The organism is Arthrobacter sp. Soil_C_49, from assembly GCF_057656635.1.
Genome location: NZ_JBDGJZ010000001.1, coordinates 555,680 through 581,868 on the forward strand (window position 1 = coordinate 555,680; position 26,189 = coordinate 581,868).

The 26,189-nt window shown below is 64.7% G+C and carries 28 protein-coding genes; 12 read left to right on the forward strand and 16 right to left on the reverse strand.

The genetic code is table 11. The features are described from left to right. Positions 1 to 86: 86 nt before the first annotated feature. Both AC3A4Z_RS02580 and AC3A4Z_RS02585 read right to left on the reverse strand, forming a co-directional pair. Complete coding sequence (locus AC3A4Z_RS02580) at positions 87 to 968, reverse strand: putative RNA methyltransferase (RefSeq protein WP_498709835.1); 882 nt, start codon at positions 966 to 968, stop codon at positions 87 to 89. Positions 969 to 1,039: 71 nt separating this feature from the next. After that, positions 1,040 to 1,720, reverse strand: a complete 681-nt coding sequence (locus AC3A4Z_RS02585) for a peptide deformylase (protein WP_498709839.1) — start codon at positions 1,718 to 1,720, stop codon at positions 1,040 to 1,042. Positions 1,721 to 1,773: 53 nt separating this feature from the next. On the opposite strand from AC3A4Z_RS02585, the gene AC3A4Z_RS02590 reads away from it, so the two are divergent. After that, positions 1,774 to 2,232, forward strand: coding sequence for a nuclear transport factor 2 family protein (locus AC3A4Z_RS02590; protein WP_498709841.1), 459 nt, complete (start codon positions 1,774 to 1,776; stop codon positions 2,230 to 2,232). On the opposite strand, the gene AC3A4Z_RS02595 is transcribed toward AC3A4Z_RS02590, so the two are convergent. The 4 genes from AC3A4Z_RS02595 to AC3A4Z_RS02610 all read right to left on the reverse strand — a co-directional run bounded on the left by AC3A4Z_RS02595 (position 2,223) and on the right by AC3A4Z_RS02610 (position 5,711). Beyond that, positions 2,223 to 3,416 carry an FAD-dependent oxidoreductase gene (locus AC3A4Z_RS02595; RefSeq protein ID WP_498709843.1) on the reverse strand — a complete coding sequence of 398 codons (1,194 nt, stop codon included), beginning with the start codon at positions 3,414 to 3,416 and terminating at the stop codon, positions 2,223 to 2,225. The genes AC3A4Z_RS02590 and AC3A4Z_RS02595 overlap by 10 nt on opposite strands. A gap of 1 nt (position 3,417) precedes the next feature. Then, entirely contained in the window at positions 3,418 to 4,101 is a 684-nt protein-coding gene (locus tag AC3A4Z_RS02600; RefSeq protein ID WP_498710067.1) for a methyltransferase domain-containing protein, read from the reverse strand. Between the two features lie 17 nt (positions 4,102 to 4,118). Next, positions 4,119 to 5,312 (reverse strand): type III polyketide synthase, encoded by a 1,194-nt coding sequence (locus AC3A4Z_RS02605; RefSeq protein WP_498709846.1) that lies wholly within the window; start codon positions 5,310 to 5,312, stop codon positions 4,119 to 4,121. A gap of 249 nt (positions 5,313 to 5,561) precedes the next feature. Continuing rightward, positions 5,562 to 5,711 (reverse strand): hypothetical protein, encoded by a 150-nt coding sequence (locus AC3A4Z_RS02610; RefSeq protein ID WP_493969031.1) that lies wholly within the window; start codon positions 5,709 to 5,711, stop codon positions 5,562 to 5,564. Positions 5,712 to 5,982: 271 nt separating this feature from the next. Here AC3A4Z_RS02610 and AC3A4Z_RS02615 point away from each other — a divergent pair, with 271 nt between their 5' ends. The 3 genes from AC3A4Z_RS02615 to AC3A4Z_RS02625 all read left to right on the forward strand — a co-directional run bounded on the left by AC3A4Z_RS02615 (position 5,983) and on the right by AC3A4Z_RS02625 (position 10,120). After that, positions 5,983 to 8,322 carry a bifunctional polysaccharide deacetylase/glycosyltransferase family 2 protein gene (locus AC3A4Z_RS02615; protein WP_498709848.1) on the forward strand — a complete coding sequence of 780 codons (2,340 nt, stop codon included), beginning with the start codon at positions 5,983 to 5,985 and terminating at the stop codon, positions 8,320 to 8,322. A 101-nt stretch (positions 8,323 to 8,423) separates the two neighbouring features. Further along, the gene (locus AC3A4Z_RS02620) at positions 8,424 to 9,527 is read left to right on the forward strand and encodes a chitinase (RefSeq protein WP_498709851.1); all 1,104 of its coding nucleotides are present in this window, start codon (positions 8,424 to 8,426) and stop codon (positions 9,525 to 9,527) included. Continuing rightward, positions 9,524 to 10,120, forward strand: a complete 597-nt coding sequence (locus AC3A4Z_RS02625) for a hypothetical protein (protein ID WP_498709852.1) — start codon at positions 9,524 to 9,526, stop codon at positions 10,118 to 10,120. Before AC3A4Z_RS02620 ends, AC3A4Z_RS02625 begins: the two co-directional genes overlap by 4 nt. Positions 10,121 to 10,129: 9 nt before the next feature. Here the strand turns inward: AC3A4Z_RS02625 and AC3A4Z_RS02630 are convergent, their stop codons facing one another. Further along, the gene (locus AC3A4Z_RS02630) at positions 10,130 to 10,600 is read right to left on the reverse strand and encodes a VOC family protein (RefSeq protein WP_498709854.1); all 471 of its coding nucleotides are present in this window, start codon (positions 10,598 to 10,600) and stop codon (positions 10,130 to 10,132) included. Positions 10,601 to 10,656: 56 nt separating this feature from the next. Continuing rightward, a complete protein-coding gene (locus AC3A4Z_RS02635) occupies positions 10,657 to 11,055 on the reverse strand; it encodes a VOC family protein (protein WP_498709855.1) in 399 nt (132 codons plus the stop codon). A gap of 147 nt (positions 11,056 to 11,202) precedes the next feature. Here AC3A4Z_RS02635 and AC3A4Z_RS02640 point away from each other — a divergent pair, with 147 nt between their 5' ends. Both AC3A4Z_RS02640 and AC3A4Z_RS02645 read left to right on the forward strand, forming a co-directional pair. After that, positions 11,203 to 11,604 carry a DUF3054 family protein gene (locus tag AC3A4Z_RS02640; RefSeq protein ID WP_493969025.1) on the forward strand — a complete coding sequence of 134 codons (402 nt, stop codon included), beginning with the start codon at positions 11,203 to 11,205 and terminating at the stop codon, positions 11,602 to 11,604. 109 nt (positions 11,605 to 11,713) lie between these two features. Further along, positions 11,714 to 11,992, forward strand: a complete 279-nt coding sequence (locus AC3A4Z_RS02645; protein ID WP_050055227.1) for an Lrp/AsnC family transcriptional regulator — start codon at positions 11,714 to 11,716, stop codon at positions 11,990 to 11,992. Between the two features lie 13 nt (positions 11,993 to 12,005). On the opposite strand, the gene trpD is transcribed toward AC3A4Z_RS02645, so the two are convergent. Then, the gene (trpD, locus tag AC3A4Z_RS02650) at positions 12,006 to 13,064 is read right to left on the reverse strand and encodes an anthranilate phosphoribosyltransferase (protein ID WP_498709857.1); all 1,059 of its coding nucleotides are present in this window, start codon (positions 13,062 to 13,064) and stop codon (positions 12,006 to 12,008) included. 148 nt (positions 13,065 to 13,212) lie between these two features. On the opposite strand from trpD, the gene ctaE reads away from it, so the two are divergent. The 4 genes from ctaE (at position 13,213) to qcrB (ending at position 17,548) form a co-directional block, all read left to right on the forward strand. Then, entirely contained in the window at positions 13,213 to 13,851 is a 639-nt protein-coding gene (gene ctaE, locus AC3A4Z_RS02655) for an aa3-type cytochrome oxidase subunit III (protein WP_201298412.1), read from the forward strand. An 86-nt stretch (positions 13,852 to 13,937) separates the two neighbouring features. Further along, positions 13,938 to 14,726, forward strand: a complete 789-nt coding sequence (gene qcrC, locus AC3A4Z_RS02660; protein WP_498709859.1) for a cytochrome bc1 complex diheme cytochrome c subunit — start codon at positions 13,938 to 13,940, stop codon at positions 14,724 to 14,726. A gap of 100 nt (positions 14,727 to 14,826) precedes the next feature. Beyond that, positions 14,827 to 15,900 carry a cytochrome bc1 complex Rieske iron-sulfur subunit gene (gene qcrA, locus AC3A4Z_RS02665; protein WP_285250271.1) on the forward strand — a complete coding sequence of 358 codons (1,074 nt, stop codon included), beginning with the start codon at positions 14,827 to 14,829 and terminating at the stop codon, positions 15,898 to 15,900. Continuing rightward, on the forward strand, positions 15,878 to 17,548 hold the full coding sequence (gene qcrB / locus AC3A4Z_RS02670; protein WP_493969021.1) for a cytochrome bc1 complex cytochrome b subunit: 1,671 nt from the start codon (positions 15,878 to 15,880) through the stop codon (positions 17,546 to 17,548). The genes qcrA and qcrB overlap by 23 nt, the downstream gene beginning before the upstream one ends. A 122-nt stretch (positions 17,549 to 17,670) precedes the next feature. Here qcrB and AC3A4Z_RS02675 read toward each other — a convergent pair whose 3' ends face one another. Further along, a complete protein-coding gene (locus AC3A4Z_RS02675; protein ID WP_498709862.1) occupies positions 17,671 to 18,453 on the reverse strand; it encodes a GntR family transcriptional regulator in 783 nt (260 codons plus the stop codon). A 153-nt stretch (positions 18,454 to 18,606) separates the two neighbouring features. Here AC3A4Z_RS02675 and AC3A4Z_RS02680 point away from each other — a divergent pair, with 153 nt between their 5' ends. Then, a complete protein-coding gene (locus AC3A4Z_RS02680) occupies positions 18,607 to 18,900 on the forward strand; it encodes an HPr family phosphocarrier protein (protein ID WP_498709863.1) in 294 nt (97 codons plus the stop codon). Between the two features lie 125 nt (positions 18,901 to 19,025). Here the strand turns inward: AC3A4Z_RS02680 and AC3A4Z_RS02685 are convergent, their stop codons facing one another. The 5 genes from AC3A4Z_RS02685 to AC3A4Z_RS02705 all read right to left on the reverse strand — a co-directional run bounded on the left by AC3A4Z_RS02685 (position 19,026) and on the right by AC3A4Z_RS02705 (position 24,228). Further along, positions 19,026 to 19,427: a cytochrome c oxidase subunit 4 gene (locus AC3A4Z_RS02685; RefSeq protein ID WP_050055219.1), complete on the reverse strand. Its 402-nt coding sequence runs from the start codon at positions 19,425 to 19,427 to the stop codon at positions 19,026 to 19,028. Further along, positions 19,424 to 21,151: an aa3-type cytochrome oxidase subunit I gene (ctaD, locus tag AC3A4Z_RS02690; protein WP_498709865.1), complete on the reverse strand. Its 1,728-nt coding sequence runs from the start codon at positions 21,149 to 21,151 to the stop codon at positions 19,424 to 19,426. Before ctaD ends, AC3A4Z_RS02685 begins: the two co-directional genes overlap by 4 nt. A 10-nt stretch (positions 21,152 to 21,161) precedes the next feature. Further along, positions 21,162 to 22,034, reverse strand: a complete 873-nt coding sequence (ctaC, locus tag AC3A4Z_RS02695; protein ID WP_498709867.1) for an aa3-type cytochrome oxidase subunit II — start codon at positions 22,032 to 22,034, stop codon at positions 21,162 to 21,164. A 186-nt stretch (positions 22,035 to 22,220) separates the two neighbouring features. Continuing rightward, the gene (locus AC3A4Z_RS02700) at positions 22,221 to 22,610 is read right to left on the reverse strand and encodes a HesB/IscA family protein (RefSeq protein ID WP_050055216.1); all 390 of its coding nucleotides are present in this window, start codon (positions 22,608 to 22,610) and stop codon (positions 22,221 to 22,223) included. Positions 22,611 to 22,785: 175 nt separating this feature from the next. Next, positions 22,786 to 24,228 carry a dipeptidase gene (locus tag AC3A4Z_RS02705; protein ID WP_498709869.1) on the reverse strand — a complete coding sequence of 481 codons (1,443 nt, stop codon included), beginning with the start codon at positions 24,226 to 24,228 and terminating at the stop codon, positions 22,786 to 22,788. Between the two features lie 91 nt (positions 24,229 to 24,319). On the opposite strand from AC3A4Z_RS02705, the gene AC3A4Z_RS02710 reads away from it, so the two are divergent. Next, the gene (locus tag AC3A4Z_RS02710; RefSeq protein ID WP_050055215.1) at positions 24,320 to 24,922 is read left to right on the forward strand and encodes a DUF3043 domain-containing protein; all 603 of its coding nucleotides are present in this window, start codon (positions 24,320 to 24,322) and stop codon (positions 24,920 to 24,922) included. Positions 24,923 to 25,028: 106 nt separating this feature from the next. Here the strand turns inward: AC3A4Z_RS02710 and AC3A4Z_RS02715 are convergent, their stop codons facing one another. Continuing rightward, positions 25,029 to 26,114, reverse strand: a complete 1,086-nt coding sequence (locus tag AC3A4Z_RS02715) for a quinone-dependent dihydroorotate dehydrogenase (protein WP_498709871.1) — start codon at positions 26,112 to 26,114, stop codon at positions 25,029 to 25,031. Between the last annotated feature and the right edge of the window lie 75 nt (positions 26,115 to 26,189).

Consider the following 26,189-nt stretch of genomic DNA (forward strand, 5'->3'; position numbering starts at 1 on the left):
CGCCAGTAACTGTTCTTCAATATTAGTGCCGGCTTGCAGGCTGCGGGCAGGCCCACGGGTCCGGCCGGCGGATAGTGGCCAACTCGTTACGCGGCGGCACGCTTCCCGGGCCGGAAGACCATGACGTGGAACTTCGCTTCTGCGGTGATCGGCTCTGGCAGTTCTTCAAGGCGGGCGGAGATGGCCTCGCGGTCCAGGTGGTGCCCGGCCGGCCCCATGAAGGCCAGGTCGGCGGCCTCCCGGCGTGTCAGTGCCAAGGGGATGTCGACGGCGGAGGCCGTTCCGCCGTCGAAATGGCTTTCCATGGCTTCGGCCAGCCGCGCTTCCTTTCCCTCCTCAAGGCCCAGCATGCCGGTCACAGCTGCCAGGGAGGCCAGGTGCCCGGCACGGGGAGTGACCACCACCAGCCGCCCGGACGGCCGCAGCACCCGGGCAAATTCCGCCGCATTGCGCGGTGCAAAGATTACGGTGATGGCATCCACTGAGTGATCCGCCAGCGGCAGGGTTTGCCAGATGTCGCAGACCAGGTTTACGGCTTCAGGATTGAGCCGCGCGGCCCGGCGGAGGGCGAACTTTGAGATGTCCAGGCCAAGGGCGGAGACTTTCCTGTCCTGGGCCGCGGCGGCATCGAGCAGAACCCGGAGATAGTGCCCGGTCCCCGTTCCCGAGTCCAGCACCGCCGCGCGGTCCGCCGGGAGGAAGGGTACGACGGCGGCTGCCACCGCGTCTGCAAGGGGCCCGTAATGGCCGTCCCCCAGAAATTCGGCGCGCGCCTGGACCATGTCAGCCGAGTCGGCCTCGAAGGCCGTCCCCTTACCCACCAGCAGGTTGAAGTATCCCTGCCGCGCGGCGTCGAAACTGTGTCCGGAGGGGCAGGCCAGGCGGCCCTGCCCTGAGGCTGTTCCCCGAAGGTCCAGGGGATGGGAGCATACCGGGCACAGCAGTGGAAGGTCCATGGTGGAGGGCATGGAAACCATCCTAGAGCGCGTGGCCTCGCGTTTCCCGGCGATGTCAGGCGCAGGAGGTCAGGCGCGGGAATTCACGTGCGGCTGATACCGGCAGGACCGGCATCGAAACCGAGCCCGTGCTGAGCCCTGCTGATGCCTGCCTCCGCCCAGTGCGCCGCGTATTCGGCGTTGCTGCTGAGCGACCGCAGTTGGGCCCTGTCCACGTACAGCACTCCATTCAGGTGGTCCGTCTCGTGCTGCACAATCCGGGCCTGCCAGCCGGAAAACTCCCGCCGCGCGGCCGCTCCGTCGGGGGTCTGGAATTCGAGCAGGACGTGTTCGTGGCGGGCAACAACGGCCTGCAGGCCGTTGAGCGACAGGCAGCCCTCATAAAAGGAGGCAAGCCCGGGGCCAAGCGGCGTATAGCTGGGGTTCACGATGGCCAGGAACTCCAGCGGGCTCCGGTTCCGCAGGGCGGCAGCTTCGGGGTCGACATCGAACTGGTCCTCGAGGACGGCCAGCTGCAGGGGGATACCGAGTTGCGGCGCTGCGAGGCCCACGCCGGGCGCCTGGTGCATCACCTCGCGCATGAGGGTGATCAGCCGGGTGAGCAGCTCGCCGGACAGCTGCCCGTCGAACGCCGCGGCGCGCTGGCGGAGGGCGGGGTGTCCGGCCTGCACAATGGGCGGAAGGGTCCCGGCGGCGAGGATCTGCTCCACTTTTTCGCGGATTTGTACTGCGGTGAGGTCTGTTCCGGGCGCGCTCTGGCTCATGAGCAAAGCCTAATGGCCTGCCGGAACACGGACGCTCAGCTAGTGTCTATCCCATGCCTGAGCCTTCCCCGCAGCACAACAAAGCACTGAACCACCTGACGCAGGACACCCCGCGAGTGGACACCTCCCCACTGGAGTGCGTCCTGGGGTTCATCCGTGTGCTGGAAGCGGGCGGGGGAGCGGCCGGGATCCGGCCTTTCCTTGCTGACTCGTTTGTCCTGGTGGAGGCCCCGCACCTCCTGGCACCTGAAGGCTCCACCCGCACGCTGCCCGACGTCCTGGCGGGAGCCGATCAAAGCCCGAATGTGGTGGCGGACCAGAAGTTCCTCATCCGGCGGACCACCTGCGAGGGCGGCCGGGTGGCTGTGGAAGCCGACTGGTCTGCGACGGTGCGGATGGACCTCCGCTACTGGGACCGGGGTGAAACGATCCGGGCCAGGACGTCGTCGGTCTTTGAAGTGCGCGACGGGTTGATTGTCAGCCAGGACAGTTACGACTGCTATTACCGGTAGCTGCTGCCGGCCAGCCTGGCGGGGGCCGGTGACTGCATGGTGAACCGCCGGGCAACCCAGCGGTTGACGGCCGGGGTGCCGGCAGCGGCGCTGATCGCCAGGTTCCGCACGGTCAGCAACGGCACGGGCAACGGACGGCCCAGCATCATGTTGATTTCGGACTGGCGCCTGGCCAGCACGGCCGCCCGGCGCCGCCCGGCCTCGAACTCCTCGAACTGCCGCCCCGTCCTGTCCTTCCCGCCCGACAACGCCGACCGGATAACGGGGGAGAGGGCCTGGGCGTCCAGCCAGCCGAGATTCATGCCCTGGCCCCCGATAGGGCTGATCTCGTGTGCCGCGTCTCCAATCAGGACCACCCGCCCCGAGGCCATCCTGCGGGCAAGGGCGGACCGGACGCTGAAGGCGCTCAGCATGGTGTTGGTCCGCGCGTCCGGAAGGATTCCGGTCCGTTCCCGCACCAGGTCCGCCAGCCGGTCCGGCTCCGCAGTGCCGGCGGGCCTGCCCAGCCGCACCACCCACCGCCGGACACCGCCGGGCAAGGGGAAAGACTCAACGATTCCGCCGCGCTCAAGGAACAGGACGGCTCTGTCGCCGTAGGGCCCCGGGTCCTGGAAATCTCCCATGAGGTAATGGTCGGGGTAGTTCCTGCTGTCCACGGACACACCCAGAAGGCTGCGCACCCGGGATCGCGCGCCGTCGGCCGCCACCACCAGGGAGGCGGCGAACTCCATCCGGTGGCACCCGGCCTCCCCGAACGCCTCAGCACCAACGGTGACCCGTCCGCCGTCGTCCCTCACTTCCATGGCCCGCACACCGCGCACCAGCGCATTGCCGTCGAGTTGGCGGACACGCTCCTCAAGGAGCTGCTCCGTGCGGAACTGGGGCAGGGCCAGGACAAACGGGAACGCGTCGGAGACGTCGCCAAAGGACATGGCGCCTATGGTCTTTCCGCCGCTGACCGCCATACCCTCCCTGATCCGGACCCCGTGGTTGACGGCAGAACCTGCAATTCCAACCTGGTCCAACGCTTCAAGGGCGGGCGGGTGGATGCCGATGGCCCGTGTGTGCAGGTTCCTTTCCTGCCGCTGTTCAAGCACCTTCACGCTGACGCCGTCCTGGAGCAGCAAAGCGGCGAGGTACAGGCCCACAGGACCCCCGCCGATGACCAGGACGTCCGTGGCCACGTCAGTTCCTGCGCAGGGCGAGGACGTGGTGGAACGCTGCGGAGGGTTCCACGGTCCAGCCCGGCGGGGCGAGTGCCGATAGTTCCGCGCGGGTGTAGCTCCGGCGGATGGACGTCAGGCCGTCAACGCGGATGTAGGAATCGCGGAAGGGCAGGGCGGCGGCCCAGAAGAGTGCGTACGCGGCGGCGCTGCGGCGCAGGTCGTTGTGGAGCACTCTCCGGCGGGCCAGGGCGGCGGAGTCGGATAGGAGCTGCTGGAGCCCGCCGGGCGAAAGGTGGTGGAGCACGTGGTTTGAGATGACGTAGTCGAAGCTGCTGCCTTCCCGGACCAGGTCTGAGCTGTGCGCCTGCCGGAATTCCACCCCGGGCCGCGGCGGACGTCCGCGGGCGAAGGCGGCCGCCCGGGCGTCGGGGTCGATGCCGGTGATCCGCAGCGCCAGCCCGTCGTGGCGGGCCCATTCGGCGAGCTGGTAGGCCAGGTCGCCGCCGCCGGAGCCGATGTCAAGCAACGTGCCAGGAGCTGTGCTCGCCGCCAGCCCCGGACGCAGTCCACGGACGTAGAGCCTCCGCCAGCCGGACAGGACCCGATTGACCAGGCCGAACTGGCGGTAGGTGTTGTCCAGGAGCCGGGCGTCGCAGTCCGGCAGGTCCATCAGTTCCACGGCGTCGGCGGCGCGCTGCCGCATCAGAATGTCCACCAGGCTCAGGAAACCGGCATTTCCGCCGCCGCATGGCCGGACACCTGGTCCGGCTGCGTTCCGGCAGGTGCCTGCCGCAGCTTGGTGAAGAGTCCTGTCTCCACGGTGAGTCCGGGACCGAAAGCCATGGAGCAGATCCGTTCGTCGCCGTCTTCGGAGTCCTGTTCGAGGATGTGCTTGAGCACAAACAGCACCGTGGAGCTGCTCATGTTGCCGTAGTTGCGCAACGTCTCGCGAGCCGGGACCAGCTGTTCATCGGTGAGGCCTAGCCGGGACTGGACTTTGTCCAGGATGCTGCGGCCGCCCGGATGGATGGCCCAGTGGCGGATAGAGGTGTAGGGGAGTGCGGCCAGTTCCGGATCCTTCGCCAGGAGTGGCTGGAGGGCGCCCACGATGTGGTCATCGATGATGTGCGGCACGTAATTTCCCAGCACCATCTCAAACCCGTGGTCGCCGATGTTCCAGGCCATGGAGTCTTCGCCCACCGGGGTGAGGACGGTTTCGAAGTGGTCCAGCCGGAGCAAGGAATGTTCCCCGGCGCCGCTCCGGGCTGTGACGACGGCGGCCGCGGCACCATCGGCGAAGAGGGCCGACCCCATGATGGTGTCGGGATCGTTGGAAGTGCGGACGTGCAGGGAGCACAGCTCCGCGCACACCACCAGCACCACCGCGTCCGGGTCCGCCGCGCAGAAAAGTTTCGCTGCCCGCAGCGCCGGAAACGCCGCATAGCAGCCCATAAAGCCGAGGTGGTAGCGCTGGACGGCCGGATCGAGGCCCAGTTCGCGGACGATTTTGTAGTCAGGGCCGGGGTTGAAGAACCCGGTGCAGGAGACTGTGATGAGATGAGTTATGTCAAGTAAATCGAGTTCCGGTGCCCCTGCAACGGCAGCGCGGGCGGCGTCCACAAAGAGCTTGGTGGCCTCCCGGCCGAAGATCTCGTTGCGGACCTTCGTGCTGGGGTTCAGCAGCAGACCGGTGGCCGGATCGTAGAACTGCGGGTTGTCCGAGCGGAAATCGTTGGTCAGTTCCTCAACGGCGGTGAAACGCGTGTCGATGGCCGCTGAATCGAAACATGTACTGACCAGCCGCGAGCCGAGCCTGGATAAACCTGGCTGGGCCGCAAACACGTCACGGGCTTCCGTCTGGATCAGCATCGTTTTCGGGACAGCTGTTTCAAGGGACCGCACATAGACCGTCATTGACACATTCTTAACGAGCAGTCGGGTTAAGACAATGCTGACCTGCGGATTTGCCCCTTGGAACTGTCCTTGCCATCGATCCCACGCATGGCGCCTGGATGAACCCGCCAGACCCCTTCCAAGGCTCGTTGCTAAAGCGCCGATAATCTACATTATGTCAAGTAACACTGTTGGGGCCGCCCCTTGCCCTTGCTTTGATGGGCCTGGAACCGTCAGACCGCAACTCCCCCTCCGGACCGGCTTCCGCGGCTAGCGCCGCTGGCCGATGCCGGCTCCCACCAAGGCGCCGGCGCCCAGCCCGAGTGCAAAGCCGATGAAGGGGCTGTCAAAAACAGCAAGCCCCATGGCCAGCCCGAAGGCGGCGCCCACCAGGCAGCAGATCCACAACGGTTTGTTCATTGGCACCGATGCTACCGCCAGTATTCCCTGCAGGTGGTCCTCCCCCGCAGGCAGGTACCGGAACACGTATGGAGCCATCGGAAAGTCGAGTACCACTTACGGATGTGCAGGGACTGCAGGGCTCCTAGCCTTCTTATCAAGTGACACTCCGGGAATTGCTGGGCCCGGGAGCCATGGGTGGACAGATCACACCCCCGATCTGCTGTCCCGCGTCACCTCCCTGGCGCCTGTAAAGACACCTGCAGGCGCGGTTTTCCTGGTGAGGACTTTGATGACCATTCCAGCCCCTCCGCAGCCGCTTGGCCGGCCACCGGTCTTTTTCGATGCCAGCGGTAAACGCTGGCGCCGAATTCTGGGCCTGCTTTTTGCCTGCCTGCTGATAGTCGTCCTGTCCGCTCTCGCCATTCTTCCTGCCGCCACCGCCCCGGTGCGCCCGCCAAACCTTAACCAGGCTGCAGACTATCCCCGCGAGCTCCTCGTGGGCCAGGACCTTGAGAACATACCGAGGATCGGCGTCGACAAAGAAGTCGCCCCGTTCCACCGGATCGCCCTCGTGGAACACAAGGACGGCAAAACGCTGCTGAAGGATCCGTTCAGCGGCACGGTGTGGCGGGAAGCCACTCCCGACGAAGTCCTCATGACGGGCGACAGCCCCTACGTTGTGGAGGGCTACGGCCGCCCGCTGGAGCGCACGCTGATGCTCACCTTCGACGACGGTCCCGACCCCACGTACACGCCGGAAATCCTCGACCTGCTCTCCACCGAGGGCGTCCCCGCCACCTTCTTCGCCGTCGGAGACAACGTGGTCAAATATCCCGACCTCTTCCGGCGCATGGTCCGGGAGGGCCACATGGTGGGAAACCACTCGGCATCCCACATCGACTTCTGGGCCCACGATGACGCCTACAACCGGCAGCAGATCGTCGGAGCGGACCGCGTGATGAGGTCGGTGGCCAACTACGAATCCCGGCTGTTCCGCATCCCCACCGGCGATCCCGAAAACAACACCCTGGCCCTGTTGCAGGCCCAGCAGCTGGGCTACCTCCACATTGCCTTCGACCTGGACACCCATGACTGGCAACACAGTCCCGATAACCCGATAGAGCTCCCGGCGCTGGACGGCCGAGGCCACGTTATGCTGCTCCATGACGGCGGCGGAAACCGCACCGCAACGGTCAACATGCTCAAGAAATTCATCACGGAAGCGAAAGCACAGGGCTATACCTTCACCACCCTCCAGCCCTTGCTTCCATCAGAATTCGTGCCGCGGACCAACGTGCCCGCAACGCTGGAAGACAACGCGACCTTCACGGCCCTCTCGGCCTACCTTGTCACCCCGAACATCCTGCTCACCTGGCTGTTCTGGTTCGGCATCGGATCCCTCACCATCCTGACGTTCCTGTTTGTCATCCTGGCCCTGGTCAGCAACGCCAAGATGAAGAAACGCCGCTGGGACAACCTCAAGGAAAATGAGTGGCCGTTCGTGAGCGTGGTCCTGCCGGTGTTCAATGAGGAGCTCGTGGTTTCGAAAACCCTGGATGCCCTGCGTGCCAGCGATTATCCGCTGATGGAAGTGGTGGCCGTCAATGACGGGTCCACTGACGGCACGCTCGCCGTGCTGACTGAGTATGCCAGGACCTGGCCTGCCCTCCGCGTGGTGAACCAGCCCAACGCCGGGAAGCCGGCGGCGAGCAACCACGGAATCGATGAGTCCTGGGGGGACATCATCATCACCCTCGACGGCGACACGCTGTTCGAGCCACAGACCATCAAGATGTTTGCCCGCCACTTCCTGGCTCCACGCAGCGGCAAGGAAGTGGGAGCAGTGGCCGGGCACGTCAAGGTCGGGAACCGCCGGAACCTCATCACGGCCTGGCAAAGCCTCGAATACCTCTCGGGCATCTGCGTCACGCGCATGGCGGAGGGCCTTATGGGGGCCATCTCGATCGCCCCGGGTGCCTGCGCCGCCTGGCGCCGGGAAGCCCTGGTCCGGGCGGGCGGCTACTCCCATGACACCCTGGCCGAGGACGCCGACCTCACGTTGACCCTGCAGCGGCTCGGCTACAGCATCGCCCAGGAAAACGAAGCCGTGGCCTGGACCGAGGCACCCATGACCCTCCGCGGCCTCTTCAAACAGCGGCTCCGCTGGACCTACGGCAACATCCAGACCCTGTACAAGCACCGGGCCATGCTCTTCAACCCCCGGTACGGTGCGCTGGGCATGCTGACCATGCCCTACGCCCTGATCGCCGTGCTTGTCCCGTTGATCTTTATGCCACTCACCGTCATCGTCGCCGTGGTGAGCCTCAGCCGCGGCGAATGGCAGGCCATCGCCATTTTCTCCCTGTTCGTGGCGGCCACCCACATGCTCATCTCCATCGTGGCAGTGCTGATGGTGCGCGAGAACCTCCTCCACCTGCTGATGGTTCCCATCTACCGGCTGATCTACGAACCCCTTCGGGCTTACGTCATTTTCGGGTCCGCCCTCCAGGCGCTTCGAGGCACCGCCGTCGGCTGGTACAGGCCCGAACGCACCAACAGCGTTGCGGTTTCCGCCCTCACCGCCGCACCGCCCAGAAAGCTGGAACCTCTCACACCCAGTTCCACCTGATCCGCGGCGCCCCTCAGCTGTAGCCCGGAAACGCCGTCCGGGACTATTGTGACCAACCTAACGAACGTGCTTTTGGACGACCGACGAGGGGGCATCGGCACATGGCCGGATCGACGTGGAAGAGCAGGGTCCTGTTCATTCTTGCGGCCATTTTGCCGCTCACTGCCTGTGGCGCCGATGCCGGCAAAACGGATGTTCCGGAGGAGAAAGTGAAAGAGTCCGAAATCAGTGCGCGGTGGTTCGGCGGCTACCTCGACGTAACGCTTGTCCCGCGCCTCGCCCTCAAGGATGTGACCGTGGACGGACAGGCGACGGCGATACTTTCCTTCGTCACGTCCCACCCGGAGCGTCCCTGCGAGCCGTCATGGGGCGGTTCCTACGATCTTGACCAGGCCAACAGCAAGCTTGACCTGGAGTCCCAGGTGGAGTCTTTCCGCAGCGCGGGCAACGATGTGGCTGTTGCCTTCGGCGGGCAGCGGGGCGTGGAACTGGCTGTTGCCTGCACAGACGGCGATGCGCTGAGGAGCGCCTATGCGGCCGTCATTGACAGGTACGGGCTGGACACGGTGGACCTCGACGTCGAGGGGGCGGGGGCGGCGGACGCCTCCGCGGCCGGACGGCGTGCGGCGGCCATTGCGGAAATCCAGGCCGGACGCCCGGCGGACCGGCCCCTGAAAGTGTGGCTGACCCTCCCTGTCTCGGCGGCTGGCCTGACAGCCGCAGCCGAAGTTTCCGTGGAAACAATGCTCAAGGCAGGAGTCGATCTGGCCGGCATCAACATCATGACCATGAACTTCGGCCCGCTCCACGATGGCCAGACCATGCTGAGCACATCGATCCGCGCGGCCGAGGGAACGCACCAGACGCTCAAAGGGCTGTTCCAGCGGTCCGGCAAGCCGCTGGATGACTCAGCCCTCTGGCAGAAGATGGGGCTGACACCCATGATCGGCCGCAATGACGTACCGGACCAGGTGTTCAGCCGGGACGACGCCGAAGGCCTCAGCTCCTTCGCCGCGGAGCGGGGCCTCGGGCGGATGTCGTTGTGGTCGCTCAACCGCGACAGGGCGTGCCACGCTGACGACCCGGCGCAGTCGGCCAATGCCGCCTCCGGCAACTGCAGCGGACAGGACCAGGAACCGGGCATGTTCGCCAGGGTGCTGGGCCAGCCCTTTGCCGGCACCCCTTCGGCGGAGCCCGGCAAATGATGCCGAGGAAAGCCGTGTGGGCAGGAGCGTTGCTGTCCGCCGTCGTTGCAGCGACCGCCTGCGGTAGCACTCCCCTGCTGGCGGCAGACGAAATCGTTGTCCCGAATGTCTTCGTCACTGCCTACTCCTGGCACGACAACACCCCGCAGGGATCGCCCGCCATCAGCCACCCCGTACTGCACAGAACGGCCGGCGGAACCGGAACGTACGACGATCCGGTGACTGTCGCCGTCGGGCATTCCCGGGCGACCGGAACGTCCGTCCTGGACATTCCGGCCGGAACGCGCATCTACCTGCCCGGTGTGCGCCGCTACTTTATTGTCGAAGACACCTGCGGGGATGGACCCAACCCTCAAGACGGCCCGTGCCACACCGGCGCGGGGGCATACGGCAATGCGTCCTTGTGGATCGACCTGTGGATCGGCGGCGCCGAAGAATCCGCGCCTTTCGTCCACCGTTGCGCCGCAGACATCACCGGGGTGAAAGCCGCGGTACTCAACCCGGGCAGGAATTATGCCGTTGCCCCCGGAACAGGGGTCCTCCACGACGGCATATGCGACACCGGCTACGGCGATACGTTGGTATCCCGGTAAAGGCCTGTGTCAGCCGTTATAGGCCTTCTGCAATTCCGCGATGTCAAGCTTGCGCATCCCCAGCATCGCCTGCATGGCCCGCTGGGAACCCAAGGGATCGGGCCCGGCAAGCAGCGAGCCGAGTACGGACGGAACGATCTGCCATGACACACCGAACCGGTCCTTGAGCCAGCCGCACTGGCTTTCGGTGCCCCCGTCGGTCAAAGCCGCCCAGTAGCGGTCCAGCGCAGCCTGGTCCTCGCAGTCCACTACAAACGAAACCGCTTCGGTGAAGAGGGCCCCGCGCGCACCGTTGAGCGCGGTGAAGGCACGGCCTTCCAGCTCGAACTCGACGGCGACCGCCTGCGCCTCCGGGCCGGGCGCACCTTCGAAACGTGAGACGTTCAGGATCCTGGAGTCGTCGAAGACGGAAGTGTAGAACTCCGCGGCCTGTTCCGCCTCGTTCTCGAACCACAGGCATGTTCCGATAGTGCGTGGCATGGGGTTGCTCCTTTCCGGGTCGAGCCTAATCGCGGTATCAGAACGGCACAACGGCCTCAGGCGCCGCCGGGGGTCATTGGTGGCGGCATCGCGGGCAGCTGGCTGACCAGCCCTACCGTGTTGCCTTCGCTGTCCCTGATGAAGGCCATCCATTCGTCCGTTCCCTGGGGCCCCAACAGTCCGTCGGCGTGGCTGAAGATGACATGCGGTTCCGCCACTACCTCGACTCCCCTGCCTTTCAGCTGTTCCACCGATTCCCTCACATCGGGCACCTCGAGGTAGAGGAGTGCGCGCGGGGCTCCGCGCTCGAGTAACAGCCGCATGCCGTCAAGGTCGAAGAACAACAGCCCGGGAGGGTCAAACACGGCGGTGGGCTCAACGCCGAGCAACCGGGAGTAGAACGCTGCCGCGCGCTGAAGATCCTGGGCGTACTGGGCAACCTGGATGACTCGCATGGCTCCGCCTTCCGGACACTGTTGAGCTATCCATCCTGCTCACTCGAAGGTGCCGGGGCAAGGCGTCGCGGGGGAAGGCGCGCGAAGGGAGTGGTGCGGGGCAGCGATGGCACCGGGGACAGGCCGCGGGTTGCTAGGCTCGAAACCATGTCGTCTCCACTTCACCGGCCCGTGCACGTCCTTTCCCGGGGGCAAATAGCAGCCGCAGCCATTACGGACGTGGTCCTCATCCTGGTGTTTGCCGCAGTAGGCCGGGATGCGCACCAACGGGGGGATGTAGTGGCCGGCGTGTTCCTGACAGCGTGGCCGTTCCTGGCCGGCGCGGCCCTCGGCTGGTTGGCCGCCAGGGCGTGGCGGAACCCGTTCTCCGTGCGCCGGACCGGCCTGGCTGTCTGGCTCGGCGCCCTGGCCGGCGGCATGCTGCTCCGGCTCCTGACGAACCAGACAGTGGTGCTGCCGTTCATCATCGTAGCCCTCCTGAGCCTGGGGCTGCTGCTGGTGGGCTGGCGCCTGGCGCTGGCAGGAGCCCGGCGGCTCCGGAAGACCTGACGCAGGCCAGGCGCGGCCCGGCCGGCGCCAGGCCCGGATGTAATAGGCTGGCTACACCCAGAAGCTTGCCGGGCCCTGCTACGGCGCAACAGATCCGGAAGGATTCAACGTGATCACCGCATTCGTCCTGATCAAAACCGACGCCGCCCGCATCCCCGAAACCGCCGAGGAGATCTCAGCGATCGAGGGCATCAGCGAGGTTTACTCCGTGACGGGCGAATGGGACCTGATCGCGGTGGCACGGGTCCGTCGCCATGAGGACCTCGCCGACGTCATCGCTGACCGGCTCTCCAAGGTGCCTGCGGTGGTCCACACCACGACGCACATAGCGTTCCGCGCCTACTCCCAGCATGATCTGGACGCTGCGTTCGCCCTCGGCTTCGAGTAGCAGTCCGGGTCCGTCAGGAGCGGGTCAGCGACACCCATTTTTCCAGGACGGCCGCAGCAGCACCGGACCCGATGGACTCGGCGGCCCGGGCGTAGGCAGTGCGCATCCGCTCGAGCAGCGGACCTTCGGCGCTGGTGTCAAAAGCCACCAGGCCGGCAGCCGCGTTGAGGAGCACGGCATCCCGGGCGGCGCCTTCCTTGCCCGCGAGGACTTCGCGGACTACGGTTGCGTTCGCCTGGGCATCGCCGCCGCGGAGCTGGTCCACGGTGGCAAGCCTGATGCCGAGGTCCTCGGGGGAGAACGACTGTTCCGTCACGGTGCCGTTGCGGATCTCCCACACGGTGGAGGGACCGGTGGTGGTGAGCTCGTCCAGTCCATCATTGCCCCGGAACACCAGTCCCCTGCTCCCCCGCTGGGCCAGGACACCCGCCACCAAAGGAGCCATCCGGGCGTTGGCGACGCCGACCGCCGAAGCCTGTACGCGAGCAGGGTTGGTCAGCGGACCCAGGAAGTTGAAGGCGGTAGGTATGGCCAGTTCCTTCCGCGGCACCGCGGTGTGGCGGAAGGACGGGTGGAACACCTGCGCGAAGCAGAACGTGATTCCGGCCTCCTCGGCGTTGCGGGCCACCTGGTCGATGGACAGGTCCAGCCGGACACCGAGCGCCTCGAGCACGTCGGCTGAACCGGAGGACGACGACGCCGCGCGGTTGCCGTGCTTGACCACCTTGGCGCCTGCGCCGGCAGCAACCAGTGCGGCCATCGTGGAAATGTTCACGGTGTTGAGTTGGTCACCACCGGTACCAACGATGTCCAGCTTTTCTCCGGAGATTGAGACCGGATTTGCGTGCGCAAGCATGGCATCCACGAGGCCGGACAACTCCTCCACGGTCTCGCCCTTGGCGCTGAGGGCAACCAGGAAGCCGGCTATCTGGGCAGGTGTCGCTTCCCCGGACATGATGGTGTCCATGGCCCACGCGGTGCTGTCCGCCGCAAGGTCATTGCCTTTGATCAGTGCCGAAATCAGCCGGGGCCAGGTGTTGCCCGCCGGCGCTGCAGATGCCTGTGAAGTCACCTGCTGATGCTACCGAGGGAAAGCCGGGACTGACCAATATGAACGGCCAGGGGAACTTTTCCGGCCGATTTCGCGTCTTTGTAGAAAAAGTCCCCCGAAAAGCCGGTTTGCGTTGGGCAGCACGGAGTTTTACAGACATAATGTCTATGTGACATCTGCGACCCATGCCCCCAGTACCCCGGCGCACCCCACGCTGAACCGCCCCAATATGGTTTCCGTTGGAACCGTAGTGTGGCTCTCCAGCGAGTTGATGTTCTTCGCCGGTCTCTTTGCCATGTACTTCACGCTCCGCTCCACCAGCGGCGAGATGTGGGCCGAAGAGACAGCCAAGCTCAACTTCCCCTTTGCGCTCGTCAACACGATCGTCCTCGTGGCCAGTTCCTTTACTTGCCAGATGGGCGTCTTCGCCGCCGAGCGGCTGCAGCCGCGCAAAACAGGCGGGGCCTTCCAGTTCTCGCGCTGGGGAATGAACGAATGGTTCACCCTCACGTTCCTGATGGGTGCGTTCTTCGTCGCCGGCCAGGCCACTGAATACGCGATGCTGGTTTCCGAGCACGTCTCGCTCTCTTCGAACGCCTACGGTTCGGCCTTCTACATGACCACCGGCTTCCACGGCCTCCACGTGATCGGCGGGCTCGTTGCCTTCCTCCTGATCATGGGCCGCTCCTTTGCCGCGAAGAAGTTCGGGCACTTCGAGGCAACGTCCGCGATCGTCACCTCGTACTACTGGCACTTTGTGGATGTCGTCTGGATCGGCCTCTTCCTGGTCATCTACGTCCTCAAGTAGCCAGCTTTGATTCTTTTTCTACAAGAGGCAGAATTTCAGGTAGCGGCTCCCGGAGCCCGCCCAGGATCGAATAAAGGAACCACCACGTGAAGGCACTCTCGCAAAAGCGGCGACACCCACTGGCAGCAATTGCCCTGCTACTGATGGGACTCCTCATCACTGGCGGGCTGTACGCCGTGGCCACCACCGTCAACGAGGCCAAGGCTTCCACCACCACGTACAGCACAAGTGACGTCGAGGAAGGCGGCAAGCTCTTCGCCGCCAACTGCGCCACCTGCCACGGCATGGGTGCCAGCGGTTCCCAGGATGGTCCGTCCCTCGTGGGCGTCGGCGCTGCTGCTGTTGACTTCCAGGTTGGAAGCGGCCGCATGCCCATGCAGATGAACGGCCCCCAGGCGCTGAAGAAGCCTGTTCAGTTCAATGACGAACAGACCCGCCAGCTTGCAGCCTACGTCGCCTCCCTGGGTGCCGGCCCGGCACTTCCTGCAGAAGAGCTGCTGGACGAAAAGGGCAACGCAGCTGAGGGCGGGGAACTCTTCCGCACCAACTGCGCCATGTGCCACAACGCTGCCGCCGCGGGCGGTGCGCTTACGCGGGGCAAGTTCGCCCCCGCCCTGGCAGATGTCTCCGGCAAGCACATCTACGAGGCAATGGTCACCGGACCGCAGAACATGCCGGTCTTCAGCGACTCGAACATCACGCCTGAAGGAAAGCGCGACATCATCACCTTCCTCAAGCAGATCGAAACCTCCGGTTCCCCCGGCGGCGCCGACCTCGGTTCGCTCGGCCCTGTAGCTGAAGGCCTCTTCGTCTGGGTCGCAGGCCTCGGCGTTATCATCGCCTTCACCATCTGGCTGACCTCGCGCACGTCCTAGGGCTTGGCGCGGAACACCAAAACTTCTGCTGGCGAGTCAGCAGCTTGATATTAGAAACTAACCCGGCATCCGCCGGGACGAGAGAAGGATGAGGCGAATTATGGGCAACCATAGTGACGGCAGTCCGAACCACTCGGGCACCGTAGCTACGGCTGGTCAGAATGAGGTGGAGAAGTTCCAGGACCCTGGAATTCCTCCGCACCGTTTGCGCCTGGCTGACACGGACCCGAAGGCCGCAAAGCGGGCAGAACGGCAGGTCGCCTTACTATTTGGCATTTCTGTTGTTGGCACCCTGATCTTCCTGGTGGCATATTTTGCCATCGACCTGGGGGCGGGTGAATCAACGATCGAATCCATCCGGCTCCAGAACATGCTGCTCGGTATCGGCACCGCGTTTGCGATGCTGGGTATCGGAACCGGCATCGTGCACTGGGCCAAGGCCCTGATGCCGGACCACGAAGTTTCGGAAGAGCGCCACGCGATCCGTTACGAGGAGGACCGCCAGGCCGCCGTCCGGATTGTTGACGACATCGTGGAAGAGACGGGCATCAAGCGTCGCCCGCTGATCCGCAACACCCTCCTCGGCGCCGTTGCGCTGGCCCCGCTGCCCGCAGTTGCCCTTTTCGGCGACCTCGGCCCGCGTCCCGACAACAAGCTGGCCCACACCATGTGGGCTCCCGCGGACGGCAAGCTCAAGCGCCTCGCCCGGGACCCTGACGGAACGCCGATCAAGGCTTCCGACGTCACCATCGGCTCAGCCTTCCACGTCATTCCGGAAGGCCTGAACGAACTCCACGAGGGCAAGCTCAACGAAAAGGCCAAGGCCGTTGTGCTGCTCATGCGCCTGGATCCCGCTTCACTGAACCCTTCCGAGGGCCGCGAGGACTGGGGTTACAACGGCATCGTTGCCTACTCAAAGATCTGCACCCACGTTGGTTGCCCCGTTGCTCTGTACGAGCAGCAGACGCACCACCTGCTGTGCCCGTGCCACCAGTCCACCTTTGACCTCACTCAGGAGTGCAAGGTGATCTTCGGCCCCGCCAGCCGGCCTCTCCCCCAGCTGCCCATCGCAGTTGACGACGAAGGCTACCTGGTCGCCACCAGCGACTTCAAAGAACCTGTAGGACCAAGTTACTGGGAGCGTGATATGCATGAGCGCAGCATCAACAGCTGAGCCCGCTTTCGTCGCCAAAACCAAGACAGGCCGGTTCACCGACTTCGTCGATTCACGTGTTGGCGGTTCCGGAATCCTCCGCGAATTCGGCCGCAAGGTCTTCCCCGACCACTGGTCCTTCATGTTCGGTGAAGTGGCACTGTACTCCTTTGTCATCCTGCTGCTGTCCGGCACCTTCCTGACGTTCTTCTTTGATCCGTCCATGGCGGAGACGCACTACGACGGCTCGTACGTTCCGCTTAAGGGCGTTGAAATGTCCGTCGCGTACAACTCGTCACTGGACATCTCCTTCGACGTCCGCGGCGGCCTGTTCATGCGCCAGGTCCACCACTGGGCAGCACTGCTGTTCGTCGCTTCCATTGCCGTGCACATGTTGCGCGTCTTTTTCACGGGTGCCTTCCGCCGGCCCCGTGAAATGAACTGGGTGGTGGGCAGCGTGCTGCTCATCCTGGCCATGGCTGCCGGCTTCACCGGATACTCCCTTCCCGATGACCTGCTGTCCGGAAACGGCCTGCGAATCATCGACGGCGTGATCAAGTCCATCCCGATCGTTGGAACCTACATCTCGTTCTTCCTCTTCGGTGGAGAATTCCCGGGCACCGCCATCATCGGCCGCCTGTACATGCTGCACATCCTGCTGGTCCCGGCACTGATCCTGCTGATGATCGTCCTGCACCTGTTCATGGTGGTGGTCCACAAGCACACCCAGTACCCCGGCCCGGGACGCAACGACAACAACGTTGTCGGCTACCCCCTCGGTCCTGTCTACGCAGCCAAGGCCGGTGGATTCTTCTTCATCGTCTTCGGCGTCCTGGCGCTGATGGCCGGATTCTTCACGATCAACCCCATCTGGAACTACGGTCCCTACGATCCCTCCCCGGTGTCCGCCGGTACCCAGCCTGACTGGTACATCGGATTTGTTGACGGCGCACTGCGCCTGATGCCCGGCACTTTGGGTGACTGGCAAGTAGAGCAGAACTGGTTCGGCTTCGTATTCACCTTCAATGTCCTGCTCCCGGCCCTGGTGCCCGCGGGCATTCTGTTCACGGTGATGTTTATGTACCCGTGGATTGAGCGGTGGATCACCAAGGACGACCGCGAGCACCACGTACTGGACCGTCCGCGCAATGCCCCCACCCGCACGGCAATCGGTATGGCAGGTTTCGTCTGGTACTGCGTGATGTGGGCTGCTGCAGGTTCCGACCTCATCGCCACCCACTTCCACGTGTCGCTCAACGACGTTACCTACTGGCTGCGGGCGCTGTTCTTCATTGGCCCGATCATCGCGTTCATCGTCACCAAGCGCGTCGCCCTTGCACTGCAGCGTAAGGACCGCGAGATTGCCCTCCATGGACGCGAGACCGGGCGTATCGTCCGCCTCCCCCACGGCGAGTTCATCGAGGTGCACGCACCGCTGGACGAGTACAAGCGCTACAAGCTGGTGGGCTTCGAATCGCCTGAGGTCCTCCCCGCCGTTCCCAATGAACACGGTGTGGTAACCCGCAAGGAGAAGCGCCGCGCGTTCCTCTCCCGCTGGTTCTTCGAGGACCGTGTTGCTCCGGCAACCCCCGCGGAGCTGGAAGCCGCCCACGGCCATGGCCACGCGGCTGTCGAAGCACCCGAGGAAGCCAAGAGCCTGAGCCACTAGGCCCAGTCGATCTCCACAACAAGAAGACCCGGTCCGCAAGGACCGGGTCTTCTTGTCTTCTGCTGCACCACCCACCACGCCAGTGAAGGGTCAGCGCATCCACTGACAGCAGGCGGTTGGATTCAGTGGCTTCGGGAGCGGCGTGCGCCCGGGCGCTGCAGCGGCACCCACAGCTTGTACCGGTCAGCCCGGTAATAGGAGACGGAATAGTCCACCATGGTCCGGGCGACGAAAGCGTGGCGCTGGATCTTCAGCAACGGCGCGCCGACTTCGACATTCAGCAAACGGGCCGTCGAGGGTGAGGCGGCAGTGGCTTCGATCATGTCCTCGCCCCACTCCATCACCAGGCCGTACTGTTCGCTGAGGACGTTGTACAGCGAGGTGGGTGGCTCCCCGTCCAGCAGGCCGGGAACCCTGTGGGCCGGGATAAAGTTCTCGTCGACGCTCATGGGCTCACCGTCCGCCAGCAGAAGGCGCCGGAACCGGACCAGCGGCGTGCCCTCGTCCAGCTGGAGCTCCCGGGCAAGGAAGGCACTCGCACCGATCTGTTCAAAGCTCAGGACCCTGGCGGCCGGAACCATGCCGCGGCGCTGCATCTCTTCGCTGTACGAGGTCAGCTTGACCTGCAGGTCAAGCTTGGGCCTGCGGACGAAGGTGCCAAGCCCCACCACCCGCTCAATGACTTCTTCGCCCACCAGGGCATCTATCGCCTGCCGGACCGTCATTCTGGCGAGGCCAAAGCGCTCCGCAAGGTCGCGTTCGGAGGGCAGCGCCGAACCGGGCCTGCACGACTCAACGATGTAGGTCCGGAGGATTTCGCGCAGCTGGACGTAGATGGCTGTCCCGCTGGTCCGGTCAATTTCACCGGCAATGGCTGCCGCGCTACCGGCCACGGGGCACCACATTTTGCTTGAGGATCACTTGGCCATTTTAGGTCAGGTCTAGACCACCGCGTGCCACAGTGCCGGAGCATTTCGTTGAGCAGGAAGGAGTGCCGTTATATTGGACAGGAAAATTTCGTACCAGACGGATGGGGCCGTCTCAAATAAGGAGTCCCGTTGCCAACTCAGAAGGCCGTGGTCACAGCCTCGATCGGACTGCACGCGCGTCCGGCCGCCGTATTCGTTCGGGCAGTTACTGAAACCGGGCTTCCCGTGACCATTACCAAGGCGGGCATCACGGACGTTGATGCCCGGTCGCTGCTGCAGGTGATGACGGCCGACTTCCACCACGGATGCGAGGTGGAACTGGGCATCCCGGATTCGGTCCTGGACGGCCCGCTGAGCCGCGAAAAGGCGCAGGAAGCCCTCCGATCCCTCGGCAGACTGCTGGAGGCGCAGGGAGCCGGGTAGGCCCCCTGCTGCTCCCCTTCCGGCCGGCGCCAATGCGCTCCCGGTAGTCCCGAAACCAACAAAACAACGACGGCGGGCCTCACCTTTCCAGGTGAGGCCCGCCGTCGTTGTTTACTGCGTGATGCTTAGTGGGCGTGGTCGCCGCGGCTGTACTCGTAAACCCAGCCGATGAGGGCTACGAGGGCCAGGCCCGCTGCGATGAAAACGATCCACCAGCCCACTGCCAGGCCGAGGAAACCGGTGGCGCAGGCGATGCCCAGGACCAGGGGCCACCAGGACCAGGGGCTGAAGTGCCCCTGCTCGCCGGCGCCCTCGTGGATCTCGGCGTCGCTGCGGTCCTCCGGGCGCATGCCAACGCGCTTGCCGGTGAAGCCAAGGTATCCGCCGATCATGCCGGCGAGGCCGCCGACCAGCAGGATCCCCAGGATACCGACCCACTCACCCCAGTTGGTGAGGAACCCGTAGACCAGCGAAACCGGTACGAAGAAGAAGACTCCGGAACCAAAGATCCATGATTCGATTTTCACTGTGCTGTGTCCTTCTGGTCGGCGTTACCGAGTACCTGGGCTGCAGGAGCGGGCGACTCGGCGGTGTGGACCTGTCGAAGCTCGGGGTGGTGCAGGTCGAGGGCGGGACGCTCGGAGCGGATCCGGGGCAGCGAGGTGAAGTTGTGCCGCGGCGGCGGGCAGGACGTGGCCCACTCAAGCGAGGCACCGAAGCCCCACGGATCGTCCACCTGTACCCTTTCGGCACTGCGCCAGGTGATGTAGACGTTCCAGAAGAACGGGATCAGCGAGGCGCCCAGGACGAACGAGGCCACCGTGGAGAACTGGTTCATCCAGGTGAAGTTATCCTCCACCAGGTAGTCCGCGTAGCGGCGGGGCATACCCTCGACGCCCAGCCAGTGCTGGATCAGGAAGGTGCCGTGGAAGCCGAGGAACAGGAGCCAGAAGTGGATCTTGCCCAGGCGCTCGTTGAGCATCTTGCCGGTCCACTTGGGCCACCAGAAGTAGAACCCTGCGAACATCGCGAACACCACGGTACCGAACACCACGTAGTGGAAGTGTGCCACCACGAAGTAGGAGTCGGAGACGTGGAAGTCAAGCGGCGGGGAGGCCAGGATGATGCCGGTGAGGCCGCCGAAGAGGAAGGTGATCAGGAAGCCGATGCTCCAGAGCATCGGGGTTTCGAAGGTCAGCGATCCGCGCCACATGGTGCCGATCCAGTTGAAGAACTTCACGCCGGTGGGAACCGCGATCAGCATGGTCATGAATGCGAAGAACGGCAGCAGCACGGCGCCGGTGACGTACATGTGGTGCGCCCACACGGTCACGGACAGCGCGGCGATGGCGATCGTTGCGTAGACCAGGCCCTTGTAGCCGAAGATCGGCTTGCGGCTGAAGACCGGGAAGATCTCCGAGACGATGCCGAAGAACGGCAGCGCGATGATGTACACCTCGGGGTGGCCGAAGAACCAGAACAGGTGCTGCCAGAGGACGGCACCGCCGTTTTCGGGGTCGAAGATGTGAGCGCCGAATCGGCGGTCAGCACCGAGCGCGAACAGCGCGGCGGCAAGCGGCGGGAAGGCCATGAGCACCAGGATGGCGGTGACCAGGGTGTTCCAGGTAAAGATCGGCATCCGCCACATGGTCATGCCCGGAGCGCGCATGCAGATGATGGTGGTGATGAAGTTGACTGCACCCAGGATGGTGCCGAAGCCGGACAGTGCCAGGCCGAACACCCACAGGTCGCCACCGATGCCGGGGCTGAAGGTGGTGTTGGACAGCGGGGCGTAGGCGAACCAGCCGAAGGAGGCGGCACCCTGCGGGGTGATGAAGCCGGACACCGCGATGGTGGAGCCGAAGAGGAAGAACCAGAAGGCCAGCGCGTTCAGCCGGGGGAACGCGACGTCGGGTGCACCGATCTGGAGCGGCATGATCACGTTCGCGAAGCCTGCGAAGAGCGGGGTGGCGAACATCAGCAGCATCACGGTGCCGTGCATGGTGAACAGCTGGTTGTACTGCTCCTTGGTCTGCAGGATCTGCATGCCGGGCTCGAACAGTTCGGCGCGGATCAGCAGCGCCATGACGCCACCGAGGCAGAAGAACACAAACGACGCGATCAGGTACATGTACCCGATGGTCTTGTGGTCGGTGGAAGTGATCCAGTTGACGACGATGCGTCCCTTGGATTTGGGAACCACGGGAGCTGTGAGGACTCCGGTGGGTGCGGATTGAGTGTACGTAGCCACGTCGCTCCCCTTACTTAAATTCGTTCAGGTTCGGGTTGCGGTCGTATTCCACACCGAGGAGGCCCGTGTTGCCGGCTGCCTTAAGCTCTTCCATGTGTGCCTGGAATTCAGCTTCCGACACCACCTTGACGCGGAACAGCATCTCGGAGTGGTACTCGCCGCAAAGTTCGGCGCACTTGCCGTCGTAGGTGCCCTCTTTAGTGGGGGTGAACCGGATGTAGTTGGTCTTGCCGGGGATCATGTCGCGCTTCTGCAGGAAGGCGGGAACCCAGAAGGAGTGGATCACGTCGCGTGAGTTGAGCTCGAGGTCAACGGACTTGTTGACGGGCAGGTACAGCGTGGGGAGCTGTTCCTTGTCGATCGTGTTGCCGGTGAGGTGCGCCTGGACGCCGGCCTCGTGGACGTCTTCTTCGATGACATCGCCGGACTTGTAGTTGAAGTCCCAGGCCCACTGCTTGCCGCGGACGTCAACAACGACGTCGGCAGGCTGGGACCGGTCATCAATGGCCTGCTGGTCGCGGTCGGTGAAGTAGAAGAACACCAGGACCATAAACAGCGGGATAGTCAGGTAGAAGACTTCCAGGGGAAGATTGAAGCTGGTCTGCCGCGGGAACCCGACGGTGCCCTTGCGGCGCCGGTAGGCAACGAGGCACCAGACGATCAAGCCCCAGGTAATGATGCCCACTGCAAGGGCGGCAATCCATGAGTTGACCCAGAGGTCCATGATGCGGTCGCTGTTGCTGGTGGTGCCACGTTCCGTGGGCAGCCACCCCTTCTCTACCTCTGGCGAACATCCGGTCAAAACCAACGCGCCGGCAATTGCCAAGCCTGTGATCGTGGTGATCGTTTTGCGTCGGCTGCCGGTTCGGTTCTGCGAACTCACAGACGGCCCTTCCTACTTGTTGCTGTTGTCCGGGCAGCCATCGGCGCCGCGGGCACACTAAAAGTTTTACTACTCGGTGTAGAGCTTACCGCTCCCCCGGGTGTTTCGCCCACATGTCGGCGCCGTGGCTCCCGCAGTGTTGGTTGCGGGAAGCCACGGCGCCGGCACCAGGCGAAACAACCGGTCTTAGTGGAAGGAATCTCCACAGGCGCAGGAGCCACCGGCGTTCGGGTTGTCGATGGTGAAGCCCTGCTTCGAGATGGTGTCCTCGAAGTCAATGCTGGCGCCGCTGAGGTACGGGACGCTCATCTTGTCCACTACTACTTCAACGCCGTCGTAGTCGCGGACGGCATCCCCGTCGAGGAGGCGCTCGTCGAAGTAGAGCTGGTAGATCAGCCCTGAGCAGCCGCCGGGCTGCACCGCGACGCGGAGGCGGAGGTCCGTGCGGCCTTCCTGCTCAAGGAGGCTGCGGACCTTGCCTGCGGCGACGTCGGTCAGGTTGACCTCGTGGACGGGCAGCTCATCAGTGGCAGCGCTGGTGGTCTCGGTGCTGTTCTCATTGGTTGCGGTGCTCATTGGCCTACCTTCTTAGGACGGTCTGGCGGCCCCGCGCTAACGGTGGCCTGCCCCTACGGATACGGTATGGGCTATAGCTACATGCTACGCGGGGCGCACGTGTAGCTCTAACTCCTGACGTAACCATGCGGGGGCCGCTGTTGTTCCCGCGGAGTCTGCCCGGGGCCGCCGGTTCCTAGAGCCCGCCGCTGTTCAGGCGTGCCAGCAGGAGCGCTTCGGCGAGGATGGCTTTCCGGAAGTCCCCAAGATGCAGGGACTCGTTGGCGCTGTGGGCGCGCGAGTCCGGGTCCTCCACACCGGTCACCAGGATCTGGACGTCGGGGTAGAGCTCCGTCAGGTCCGCAATAAAGGGAATGGAACCGCCGATTCCCGTCTCCACTGCCGGCACGCCCCACGCCTCCCCCAGTGCCCACATCGCAAGGCCCGCGGCTGCTGAAGAGGTGTCCGTCTGGAACGGGTTGCCGCTCTCCCCCGGCGTAAAGGTGACCTTCGCTCCGAATGGAGCGTTGGACTCAACGTGGCTGCGGACAGCCTCCATGGCTTCTTCGGGCGACTGCCCGGGGGCCAGCCGCAGGCTGAACTTGGCGCGCGCCCTGGGCAGCAGCGTGTTGGAGGCCACGTCCACGCCCGGTGCGTCAAACCCGATGATGGACAGTGCGGGCTTGGTCCAGAGCCGGGAGGCGATGCTGCCGGTGCCGGCGAGGCGGACGCCGTCGAGCACTGAAGCGTCGGCCCGGTAGTCGGCCTCGGGGAAGTCCACCGAGGTGGTATCGGTGGACACCAGCCCGGGGATGGCGACGTTGCCGTCGTCGTCATGAAGGGTGGCAATCAGGCGCGCCAGCAGCGTGGGGGCGTCCAGCACCGGGCCGCCGAACATTCCCGAGTGCACGGCGTGCTCCAGGACCTGGACCTCGATGGTTCCGTCCACCAGCCCCCGAAGGCTTGTTGTCAGGGCCGGTACGCCCACCTTCCAGTTGCTGGAATCCGCGACGACGATGACGTCGGCGCGGAGCGCTTCCCGGTTTGCCTCCAGGAAAGGCCTGAAGGTGGGAGAGCCTGCCTCCTCTTCACCCTCGATGAAGAAGGTAACGCCCAGGCCGAGCTCCGAACCGAGGACCTCGGAGACGGCAGCATAGGCGGCGATGTGGGCCATGATTCCGGCTTTGTCGTCCGCGGCGCCACGTCCGTACAGCCGGCCGTCCTTCTCGACGGCGGCGAAGGGTTCTGTTTCCCACAATGCTTCGTCGCCGGCAGGCTGGACGTCATGGTGCGCGTAGAGCAGGATGGTCGGCCTGCCTTCCGCGGCGGGACGGCGCGCGACGACGGCGGGGCCGCCGGGAGTGCCGTCCGGTTTGTCACAGCCGAGGATTTGGACGTCGCCGAGGCCGGATCCGCGCAGCAGCTCCGCCACAGCTTCCGCGCTGCGTTCCAGCGGCGACCTGTCAAAGCTGGGCCAGGCGATACCGGGAATCGCCACGAGTTCCTTGAGCCGGGCAAGGGTTTGGTCAAAGGTGCGGTCTACTGCGGCGCGGAGGTCTTCCGTAGCCGGGGCCTGGCCAGAGCCTGCTGGTTGGGCTCTGTCAATACTGTTCGGGGTTGCCGGTGAGGGTGAAGTCATGGAAAAAACATTACCCTCGTCACATTCGGCCGCATTGCAGGCCTCCGGACGGGCAGGAAACCGGGGCCCTCCCGCAAGGTATTCTGTTGAGGTGTTCGGACGTAAAAAGGAAGCGCCCTCGGCGCAGGAATTAATTGACCAGCAGGCTGCGGATGCTGCGGCGCGGCAGGGCGGCATAGCCGGCAAGGGCGCCCCCACCCCCACGCGCAAAGCCCAGGAAGCGGCCCGCAGGCGCCCGCTGGTGCCCGAGGACCGCAAAGCCTCAAAGGCTGCCGAGCGCCAGGCCATCCAGGACCAGCGCCTCAAGATGCGCCAGGCCCTGGACACGGGTGACGAGAAGTTCCTCCCGCTGCGGGACAAGGGGCCGCAGAAGCGGTTTGCCCGCGATTACGTGGATGCCCGGTTCAGCCTGGGCGAATACCTCATGTTCGGCGCCCTGGTCTTTGTCCTGGTGTCACTGGTGGTGCCGGCGTCCAGCGACATGATGATCTATGTGCTGGGTGGTTTCTGGGTGATGTTCCTTGCCGTATTCCTGGACGTCTTTATCCTCTCCCGCAAGCTCCGCAAGCGGCTGGCCGAAAAGTTCGGCGAGGTGGAACGCGGCACCGTCTGGTACGGCTCCATGCGCTCACTGCAGTTCCGCAAGCTCCGCCTGCCCAAGCCCCAGGTCAAGCGCGGGCAGTACCCGGCCTGACCCCTGCGGCGGCACAGGCGGCCACAGAAACAAAAACAACCCCGGCGGGATGACCCGCCGGGGTTGCCTGTATTAAGGGGTCACACCTTTTGAAGGGGTTGCCTGTTTAAGCGCCTGGACGCTGGACGCCGCGGTTCTTCGCCAGCTGCCGGTTGATGCGGGCGGCCCAGAACGGTCCTTCGTAGAGGAAGGCCGTGTAGCCCTGCACGAGGGTGGCGCCGGCGTCGAGCCTGTCCTGGACGTCCCGGGCATTCTCGACACCGCCCACTGCCACGAGCGTCAGGGAATCGCCGGTGACCTTTTTGAGCCGCCGCAGTACGTCGAGTGAGCGCTGTTTCAGCGGTGCGCCGGACAGCCCGCCGGCACCGCACTTTTCCACTTGCTCCGCGGGGGAAGCCAGCCCAGTGCGGCCAATGGTGGTGTTGGTGGCGATGATGCCGTCCAGCTTCAGGTCCAGCGCAAGCCGGGCGACGTCGTCGATATCCTCATCGCTCAGGTCGGGGGCGATCTTCACCAGCAGGGGAACGTGGCGGCCGGCCGCACGGTCCGCTTCTTCTCCCACGGCAGTGAGCAGCGGCCGGAGGCTCTCCACATCCTGCAGGAGCCGCAGTCCAGGCGTGTTGGGCGAAGAGACGTTCACCACCAGGTAGTCCGCGGCGGGCGCCAGGCTGCGCGCGCTCACCAGGTAGTCCTCCACGGCGTCGGCCAGTTCCACCACTTTGGTCTTGCCGATGTTGACACCGATGACGGGGCGCACCGAGGGGTGCCTGCGCTGAAGTTCCGCACGCGCAGCCTTCAGCCGCGGTGCCACGGCGGTGGCGCCGTCGTTATTGAAGCCCATCCGGTTGATCACGGCGCGGTCCTCGATGAGGCGGAACAGGCGCGGCTTTTCGTTGCCCGGCTGGGCCTGTCCGGTGATGGTTCCCACCTCGACATGGCCGAAGCCGAGCTCAGTAAGGGCTTCGATGCCGTGGCCTTCCTTATCGAAGCCGGCGGCCAGTCCGAAGGGGGACGGAAAGGTGATGCCAAAAGCCGTTGTCTGCAGCGACGGTGCAGGCGCTGTCAGTTTTGCCAGGACTTTCCCCGCTCCGGAGCGGTGCGCGAGCCTGATGCCCTTGAATCCGATCTTGTGGGCGCGCTCGGCGTCCATCCATGAAAAGGCCAGCCTGAAGAATGTGGGATAAACGCGCATGCCTCCTAGTTTTCCGTCTTGGCGGCGCCACACCAAAACGGGACTGGCGCAAGACGGGAATCAGGCCGGCACGGA

Bases quoted from the DNA above. Each gene is read 5' to 3' on its own strand.
- AC3A4Z_RS02580 (WP_498709835.1), bottom strand. From the start codon at position 968: ATGCCCTCCACCATGGACCTTCCACTGCTGTGCCCGGTATGCTCCCAT.
- AC3A4Z_RS02585 (WP_498709839.1), bottom strand. From the start codon at position 1,720: ATGAGCCAGAGCGCGCCCGGAACAGACCTCACCGCAGTACAAATCCGC.
- AC3A4Z_RS02590 (WP_498709841.1), top strand. From the start codon at position 1,774: ATGCCTGAGCCTTCCCCGCAGCACAACAAAGCACTGAACCACCTGACG.
- AC3A4Z_RS02600 (WP_498710067.1), bottom strand. From the start codon at position 4,101: ATGCGGCAGCGCGCCGCCGACGCCGTGGAACTGATGGACCTGCCGGAC.
- AC3A4Z_RS02605 (WP_498709846.1), bottom strand. From the start codon at position 5,312: ATGACGGTCTATGTGCGGTCCCTTGAAACAGCTGTCCCGAAAACGATG.
- AC3A4Z_RS02610 (WP_493969031.1), bottom strand. From the start codon at position 5,711: ATGAACAAACCGTTGTGGATCTGCTGCCTGGTGGGCGCCGCCTTCGGG.
- AC3A4Z_RS02615 (WP_498709848.1), top strand. From the start codon at position 5,983: ATGACCATTCCAGCCCCTCCGCAGCCGCTTGGCCGGCCACCGGTCTTT.
- AC3A4Z_RS02620 (WP_498709851.1), top strand. From the start codon at position 8,424: ATGGCCGGATCGACGTGGAAGAGCAGGGTCCTGTTCATTCTTGCGGCC.
- AC3A4Z_RS02625 (WP_498709852.1), top strand. From the start codon at position 9,524: ATGATGCCGAGGAAAGCCGTGTGGGCAGGAGCGTTGCTGTCCGCCGTC.
- AC3A4Z_RS02630 (WP_498709854.1), bottom strand. From the start codon at position 10,600: ATGCCACGCACTATCGGAACATGCCTGTGGTTCGAGAACGAGGCGGAA.
- AC3A4Z_RS02635 (WP_498709855.1), bottom strand. From the start codon at position 11,055: ATGCGAGTCATCCAGGTTGCCCAGTACGCCCAGGATCTTCAGCGCGCG.
- AC3A4Z_RS02640 (WP_493969025.1), top strand. From the start codon at position 11,203: ATGTCGTCTCCACTTCACCGGCCCGTGCACGTCCTTTCCCGGGGGCAA.
- qcrA (WP_285250271.1), top strand. From the start codon at position 14,827: ATGGGCAACCATAGTGACGGCAGTCCGAACCACTCGGGCACCGTAGCT.
- qcrB (WP_493969021.1), top strand. From the start codon at position 15,878: ATGAGCGCAGCATCAACAGCTGAGCCCGCTTTCGTCGCCAAAACCAAG.
- AC3A4Z_RS02675 (WP_498709862.1), bottom strand. From the start codon at position 18,453: ATGTGGTGCCCCGTGGCCGGTAGCGCGGCAGCCATTGCCGGTGAAATT.
- AC3A4Z_RS02700 (WP_050055216.1), bottom strand. From the start codon at position 22,610: ATGAGCACCGCAACCAATGAGAACAGCACCGAGACCACCAGCGCTGCC.
- AC3A4Z_RS02705 (WP_498709869.1), bottom strand. From the start codon at position 24,228: ATGACTTCACCCTCACCGGCAACCCCGAACAGTATTGACAGAGCCCAA.
- AC3A4Z_RS02715 (WP_498709871.1), bottom strand. From the start codon at position 26,114: ATGCGCGTTTATCCCACATTCTTCAGGCTGGCCTTTTCATGGATGGAC.